Genomic DNA, 7,919 nt, shown 5'->3' with positions numbered 1-7,919 from the left:
CCAGCTTAGATCAGAAAATGAAAATGCCGCCTGCAGCTGCGCTGGAGGAAGCAGAATGGGTGCACCGTACGGAGTTTCCCATTGGGCTGGATGTTAAAAATGAATTTTTTCCGCTGCAGCCAACAACCCCGCTGCTCCCGCAGGCAGCGCCACTGGCAAACGCGATCAGGAAAATGACGAATGATACGGCATTGAACAAAGCAGCGATCGTGGAGCCGCCGGCCGTTAAAGATACCGGCCGTTTCTGGAAGAAGATGTTTTGATAAGCAAAAGCCCCGCACACAAAGTACGGGGCTGGCGTATTTACAATAGATGGAAAAATTATAACGTCTTTGGCGAGTATACTTTGATCACGCCATCATTTTCGCTGCTAACAATTAACAGGCTCTTTTTGGTAGGGCTGTCCTTAGCCGCCACAAACAGCACGCCTTCCGGCGCATCGCCGGATTTCAGCAGCTGCAGGTACACCGGGGCCATAGGGTTGCTTACATCATACACGGCCACCGCATCGGCTCTTTCCATGCCAATGAACGCAATGTTCTTGTTACCTACCAGGCCCAGGGCAATACCTTCCGGCTCCACACCCTTATCATCGCTGCGGCCATCATCATAATAACCCGCAGCATTGGTTTTTGCTTCCAGCTCATTTTTACTGTCAAACACCATAGCGCCGGTATTGCCGTTCCATACGCTGAAAGAGCGGGCGCCAAAGGAATACAGCGTTTCATATAAGCCATCTCCATTGGCATCGCCCAGGGTAGTGGTGATGTTCAGGCGGCCCAGCTGCTCGTCTTTCTGCAGATCGGCTGCATTGGGAAAAGCAGCAGGGTCCAGGGTAATGCTTTTAATGCGTTTAGCTTCTTCAAAACCATCATACTCGCGCACGTCGCCTTCGTTAGCGGTAAACAGGTAGGGTACAGCGCCATTCTGTAATACGGCAATGGCATCCGGCTGATACATACCTTTTACAGGCCATTTTTTAAAGCTAACACCGCCGTCTTTGTCAGACAGGTCTACGGCATTGGCCTCCACGTTATAGTCTTTAAAGCCCAGCGGAAAAATATCAGTAGCTGTTTTAGTGGTTATATCAATTTTAGCAATGGCATTATTTTCCTGCAGGGTTACCCAGGCCGTTTTGGAATCCGGTGAAATGGTAATGTACTCCGGCTCTATATCCTGTGCAAAAGAAGCATGCGGACCAAACACACGCAGGCCTTTCAGCGCCAGGGCTGCCTGCTGGGAGGCAAAACCGCTGAAGTCAATATTTACCACACTGTAATTGTCGTTAACGCTGATCAGGGATACAGAACCTACAGGATCATTCGTATAATCTGCACTGGGCTCGCCTTCATTGGCCGTAAGAATATATTTCCCGTCCGGGCTAAAAGTGATCATATCCGGTAAAGCGCCGGTAGGGATCGTTTTAATTTCCGTATAGTCGCTGGTGTTGTATACCGTTACTTTGCCGGGTTGCTGTTTGTCCGGGGCTTCTATAGCGGCAGCCAGCTTACCGTTGCTTACAGACAGGCTATTCACTGCGCCGCTGTTAGGAGTAATGGATTTGATCACCGTCATTTTGGAAGGATCGGCAAAATCTATTACATCTATTTTGTTTATTTTATTCACCTCGTCATTGTTCACCACAAACAGGCGTTTCGTGGCCGGGTCATAGGCGCTGATCTCCGCAGCGCCGGTTTCTCCGATATCCAGGGAGCCAATTTCTGTAAAGGTAGACGGGTCTTCGTTCAGCACAGGGTCATGCGGTTCATCTTTGGAGCATGCAGCCAGTATAACCAGCATGGCAAGCGGCAATAATTGTTTAGTTCTCATACGTTTAGCTGCTATAGGTTTTTTGCAGCCGCAAGAGTAATAAAGCCATATGAACATAAGGTAAAGAAGGTATTATCTAATTGTTAACAGTAACCGCTCATCCACTTTTTTTAAAAAAATATAACCTTATACTTGTTTCGTACGAATTGATTCGTACCTTTAACATCATGAAAGAAGATGCTAAGAATAATGCGCCTGCAGAGCCTACCCGCTCCGAGCTGGAGATCCTGCAGGTATTATGGCAGCACGGGCCTTCTACCGTACGTTTTGTGAATGACCACCTGAACGGTGAGAAACGTTCCGTGCAATATACCTCCACCTTAAAGATCATGCAGATCATGACCGACAAGGGAATGCTGGCCCGGGATGAGAGCAGTATGAAGCATGTGTATAGCCCGGTGCTGGAGGAGAAATCTACCAAAGGCCTGCTGCTGGACCGTTTCCTGGAAACCACCTTTAACGGTTCCGCCACTACGTTGTTATTGCAATTGCTGGGTAATAAAAAAACATCCAAAAATGAGCTGGATGAAATAAAAGCCCTCTTAAATAAAATAGATCCTGATAAGCTATAATCTGTAAACCGCTTTATTATGCACACCTTATCAAATGATATGGTCCGCGCCATTGGCTGGACCCTGATACACTCTTTGTGGCAAGGCCTTATATTGGCTGTGGTGGCAGGCATTCTGATCTTATTTACCCGTAAGGCCAAACCGGCGTTGCGTTATAATATATTTACCGGTTTGTTCTTTGTGCTGGTGGGCAGCGCAATAGGCACCTTCTTTTATGAGCTGCAGCAGCTAAAGACCAGCCCTGCGGCAACCCTGCAATCAGCGGCGGTAACTGCCCCGCAAACCCCTGTAACACCGGTGACAATGCCGGAAATGAACGCACCGGCAGAACCGGCTTTTACAGAACTTTTTATCAGCTATTTCAATGAGCATGCGCCTTTGCTGGTTATGTTCTGGTTCATCATTTTTGCAGGTAAGCTCTTATGGCTGTTCAGCGGCCTGGTATCTATACAGCGCATCCGTTATTATAAAACCACTGCGCCGGATGCCGCATTAACAGGCTGGCTGCAAATGCTGGCTGCTAAATTGCAGCTGAAACGGCGTGTGCAGCTGCTGGAATCCGCTATGGTAAAGGTGCCTACAGCCATAGGTATGTTAAAGCCGGTGATCCTGATGCCCATTGGTTTAATGGCGCAGCTGCCGCCGGACCAGGTAGAGGCTGTGCTGCTGCATGAGCTGGCGCACATCCGCCGCCGCGATTTCCTGGTGAACCTTATACAGCATTTTGCTGAAACCATTTTCTTCTTTAACCCTGCGTTGTTGTGGCTTTCCGCCCGCATCCGTGAAGAAAGGGAGCATTGCTGTGATGACATAGCCATTGCCGCTACCCAAAGCAAAAAAGGATATATACAGGCGCTGGTAGGTTTCCAGGAATTATACCTTACCACCGGCACCCGGTATGGCATGGCATTTCCCGGTAAAAAACAGCAGCTGCTGCACCGGGTAAAACGGATCCTGGGCCAGCATAATAACACGCTGAATGTAGCGGAAAAATCTTTCCTGCTTGTTTGTTTCAGCCTCATAGGTATGCTGGGTATGGTGTTCTCCCATCCCGGGAGGCAGGAAGCGCCGGTGCCTGGAATAGTGCAGGTAATGGACAAAATAACTACGGCTGCTGCCGGCAAACCACAACCGGAAACCCGGCACCAGCCGGTAGCTACGCCTGCAGCTGAAGATAAACATAAAGATAAATTCAAAGACCTGGACGCCGCCGGTGTAACCAATGGCACTACCTTACAATTTGAAGAACAACGTAACGGGCAGCCCTATACGGTTCACCTGTTTAAACGCAATAACACTTTGTTCCAGGCAGAGACCGATGCACATCATAAGCTGTTGTTATTTAAAGTGAATGGAAAAGAAGTGTACCTTGACGGCGATGACAAACAACTGTTATCACCTTATACCGCCGCCTTACAAACATTATATACGGATTACAAGGTTCCTTATCAAGGTAGCTATCAGCCTTACCAGCCCAGCTATCAACCCTATCAGTCCGGCTACCAGCCCTACCACCCGCAGCAGGATACCGTACCGGTGCTGCACAAGGCCAATGCTACCTATACCGGCATTATTACCAATACCACCAATGGTAAGGTGTACAAAATATCAGTAGACAATAACCGCATGACCGGCTTAATGGTAGATGGCGTGCAGGTACCCCAGGATCAGCTGCCATCCAGGTATGCAGAGGTAAACACCATTTTCCGGCAAATGGAAGGAGATGCTGCCCAGGCAGATCTGCTACGGAAGAAAATGGAAATGGACCGGAAAATGGAGGAGGCGGACATGATCCGCAGGAAAATAGAAACGGACCGGAAGATCCAGGAGGAAAAGCTGAAACGGGAAGAAGAGGAGCTGGAAAGAAGGAAAATGGAGCTTGACCGGGAAGCACAGCGTAATGATGCCGGTCAGCGGCGGGTACAGGTACGTGAGCCAATAAACGCCCGCGAATCCCTGAGTGTACAAAGCAGCAGGTTGTCGCCTACAGCGCCATTGGCCGCCCCTGTAGCGCCTGTAAAGATTGACAATAGTCTTACTGATAATATTGTGGAAGATATGATGAAGGATGGCCTGATCACCCAAAAGGACAATCTCTCCTTCCGCCTGAACCAGGGCGAATTTGTAGTGAATGATAAGCCGCAGCCGGCAAATGTATTAAAGCGTTATAAGGAGAAATACGTTAAAAACCCATCAGATACTTACACTTATGCCAAATCCGGTGGGCATACCAGCTCGCATGTTCATGTAGGTGAGAATAAAACCGTTTCCCTTAGTTCTTATTAACCATTCCAGTCATTAGCGGGCAAACAGGGATTGTTTGCCCGCATCTAAATCCGTCCTTTTTATGAATATTATCCGCTGCCTGCTGGCCATCAGCATGGTGCTGTTATCCTATTGCCTGTACGCGCAGCAAAACATGGTATTAAGCGGCCGCCTCAAAGATCAAACCGGGCAGGCAATTGCCGGCGCCACAGTTACCCTGATGAAAGATTCAACATTGGTAAAAGCCGCCATCGCTAACGGACAGGGACAGTTCCTGTTCACCCGGCTAAAACCTGCCGTTTATCGTATAAGCGTTACCTATATTGGGTATGCCAGCTATAACAGCGATACCCTGCAGCTGAATGCAAACCATGTATTGCCGGACATTATTTTGCAGCCGGCTACTGCCACGCAGTTAAAAGATGTGAATGTAACGGCCCGTAAACCATTTGTGGAAACCCGCATTGACCGTACCATTGTAAATGTAGATGCGCTGATCTCCAATGCAGGCACCAGCGCGCTGGATGTGCTGGAAAAATCGCCCGGCGTACTGGTTGACCAGGATGGCAATATCAGCCTGCTGGGTAAATCCGGCGTAACTATTTACATTGACGATAAGCCCACCTATCTCTCCGGCAGCGACCTGGCCGCGTACCTGCGCTCCCTGCCTTCCGGTTCGCTGGAAGCTATAGAGCTCATGCCCGTGCCGCCTGCCCGATACGATGCTGCCGGTAATGCAGGCATCATTAACATCCGCACCAAAAAGCTGAAACAGAAGGGGTTTAACGGCAACGTATCAACGTCATATGTACAAGGGGTATACCCCAGAAGTTTCAATAACCTGAACCTGAATATCCGCAATAATGCCTTTAACTATTTTGTAAGCGCAGGGTACAGCTATAACCGTAATTTCAGCGACCTGCTTATTGCCCGCAGCTATTTTAATGAAGATGGCAGCCTGCTGTCGGATTTTTCCCAGTTCTCCGCCATCAGCCGCAATTACCGCTCGCCTTCCCTGAAAATGGGCGTGGATTATTATAAAGATAAGAACACCACCATCGGCATTGTGCTGAATGGCAACACCCAAAAGGCAACCGGCCTGGTAGGCAATAACAGCTTGCTGTATAATCCTGCGCATAAGCTGGATTCATTTGTAACGGCCGATAACCGTGATGTGCGCACCTTTAAACGCGGCGGGGTAAACCTGAATTACCGCCATCAGTATGACAGCAGCGGCCGCACGCTGGGCATTGACCTGGATTATATCCGCAATGAATCCGAAACAAACCAGCTGTTTAAAAATGCCAGCTATTATGCAGACAGTACGCTGAAAGGCCGGGACGAGCTGCAGGGACTTATACCCTCCGGCATCAATATTTACAGCGCCAAAGCAGACTATACGCATCCGCTGTCAAAGAAAGCCAAAATAGAAGGCGGGCTGAAAACAAGCTATATCTCTACCGATAACAAGGCCGATTATGCGGTTACCATTGCAGGTATCACCACGCCGGATTACGACAAAACCAACCACTTCCTGTATAAAGAACATATCAACGCCGCTTATGGCAACTTTTCAAAAGAGTGGGCAAAGCTTTCGCTGCAGGCCGGCCTGCGCCTGGAAAATACCATTATGCAGGGCCGGCAGCTGGGTAATGCGGTAAAAACAGATTCCGCTTTTAAACGGAACTACACCAACCTGTTCCCCACCTTTTACCTGGCCTACAAGACAGATTCCGCCTCCACGCAACAGTTCATACTCTCGTACAGCAAACGTATTGAGCGCCCGGGTTTCAATGATCTGAACCCGTTCATATCTCCTCTGGATAAGTTCATGTATTACGTGGGCAACCCTTTCCTGCAGCCGGTTATAAGCCACTCGCTGGATCTTTCCTGGGTGTACCGGAACAGGATCACCACAAAAATTAACTATTCACACTATGCAGGCGAAATAGGAGAGACCATCGAAGCCCGTGGCGACCGTTTTTTTAGCCGCCCGGCCAATGTCGGTACCAGTAACTATGTGTCCCTCTCTGTAAATGCCGACCTGCAGCCTTTTAAATGGTTTACGCTGCATTGGTTTGGAATAGGAGAGTACAGCCACTTTAAAGGTAACCTGTATAATAATGTGCTGAATGTAGATGGCATGAACTACGTTACCAATGCCACCGCGCAGTTTAAGATAGCGCCCACCTGGAATGCAGAGCTGACAGGATTATACCGCGGCAAGATCACCAACCTGCAATTTGTATTAGGCGATTTCTGGACCATGGGCGCCGCTTTGGAAAAGAAGATCCTGCAAAAGAAAGGATCGCTGAAGCTCTCTTTCAGCGATCTGTTCTACACCCGTCTTAATTATGGCGACATCAATAATTTAACCAATGCCAGCGGCCATTACCGTAACAAAGGTGATACCCGGGCAGCACAAATAACGTTCTCTTACAACTTTGGTAAGACATACGAAAAGCGTGACCGCTCAGTAGGCGGTGCGGATGCGGAGCAGCAACGCATCAGGTAGAATAGATGAACCACGTACGGGAGCCTGTACGTGGTTTTTTGTTACTGCTTAAACAGGCATAATTGGACAATTCGCAGTAATTTTACCATTATGCCTAAACGCAGATCTATCCCCCTCCACTCCTTAGAGAAGGTTAACCAGCTGGGTATTTTAGTCCGCCGGTTCACCGGCATGGATCCTGATGCCGATGCAAACCTGGCGCACCGCGACGAAAACTACCTGTTTATGGTTATGGAGCAGGGCCGTGCCCGGATGGTGGTAGATTTTAAAACCATTACCGCCAGCGGTAAAACAATCTTCTGCATTCTGCCGGGGCAGGTGCACTACGGTATAAGCGCGCATAAGGTAAAGGCCTGGGTAGTAGCAGTAAATGCCGACCTGGTACACAAACAATATCAGCTGGTGTTTGAGCAGCAGCTGCCGCAATTGTTACCCCTGCCGGTAGATGATATGTTTACCGGCAGAATGGAGCAATGTGTAAAATTATTACAGGAAGTACACCTATCAGAAAACAACAGTGCATTCCGGCAGCAGGCAACACGCTCTTTACTGGATGCGTTTATTGCCATGTTTGCAGAGGTGTATGCAGGTACAGATCCCGCTGCAGATAACAGCCACCCGCGTACCGTTATTATTACCCGCCAGTTCAAAGGACTATTATCCAGGAATTATAAAACTATGAAAAGCCCGGCCGCTTATGCCGCTGCTTTAAACATTTCCACCTCTTACCTCAATGA

The 7,919-nt window shown here is 48.8% G+C and carries 6 protein-coding genes; 5 read left to right on the top strand and 1 reads right to left on the bottom strand.

Annotation, left to right across the window (positions count from 1 at the left end; all coding sequences use genetic code 11):
* A partial coding sequence (locus VIM87_RS15245) for a hypothetical protein (RefSeq protein ID WP_331997823.1) occupies positions 1-263 on the top strand: 263 nt, incomplete at its 5' end.
* 58 nt (positions 264-321) lie between these two features.
* On the opposite strand, the gene VIM87_RS15240 is transcribed toward VIM87_RS15245, so the two are convergent.
* Positions 322-1,830, bottom strand: a complete 1,509-nt coding sequence (locus VIM87_RS15240) for a choice-of-anchor I family protein (RefSeq protein ID WP_331997822.1) — start codon at positions 1,828-1,830, stop codon at positions 322-324.
* Between the two features lie 167 nt (positions 1,831-1,997).
* Between VIM87_RS15240 and VIM87_RS15235 the strand changes: the two genes are divergently transcribed.
* The 4 genes from VIM87_RS15235 to VIM87_RS15220 form a co-directional block, all read left to right on the top strand.
* Positions 1,998-2,402: a BlaI/MecI/CopY family transcriptional regulator gene (locus VIM87_RS15235; RefSeq protein WP_331997821.1), complete on the top strand. Its 405-nt coding sequence runs from the start codon at positions 1,998-2,000 to the stop codon at positions 2,400-2,402.
* 18 nt (positions 2,403-2,420) lie between these two features.
* Positions 2,421-4,688 carry a M56 family metallopeptidase gene (locus VIM87_RS15230; RefSeq protein ID WP_331997820.1) on the top strand — a complete coding sequence of 756 codons (2,268 nt, stop codon included), beginning with the start codon at positions 2,421-2,423 and terminating at the stop codon, positions 4,686-4,688.
* 61 nt (positions 4,689-4,749) lie between these two features.
* Positions 4,750-7,182: a TonB-dependent receptor gene (locus tag VIM87_RS15225; RefSeq protein WP_331997819.1), complete on the top strand. Its 2,433-nt coding sequence runs from the start codon at positions 4,750-4,752 to the stop codon at positions 7,180-7,182.
* A 90-nt stretch (positions 7,183-7,272) separates the two neighbouring features.
* On the top strand, positions 7,273-7,919 hold a 647-nt coding region (locus tag VIM87_RS15220; RefSeq protein ID WP_331997818.1), incomplete at its 3' end, for an AraC family ligand binding domain-containing protein.

It is taken from the genome of Chitinophaga sp., assembly GCF_036569125.1.
Taxonomy (GTDB): domain Bacteria; phylum Bacteroidota; class Bacteroidia; order Chitinophagales; family Chitinophagaceae; genus Chitinophaga.
The sequence above is the reverse complement of the archived record's forward strand: the minus strand, read 5'-3'. Positions and strand labels throughout refer to the sequence as shown.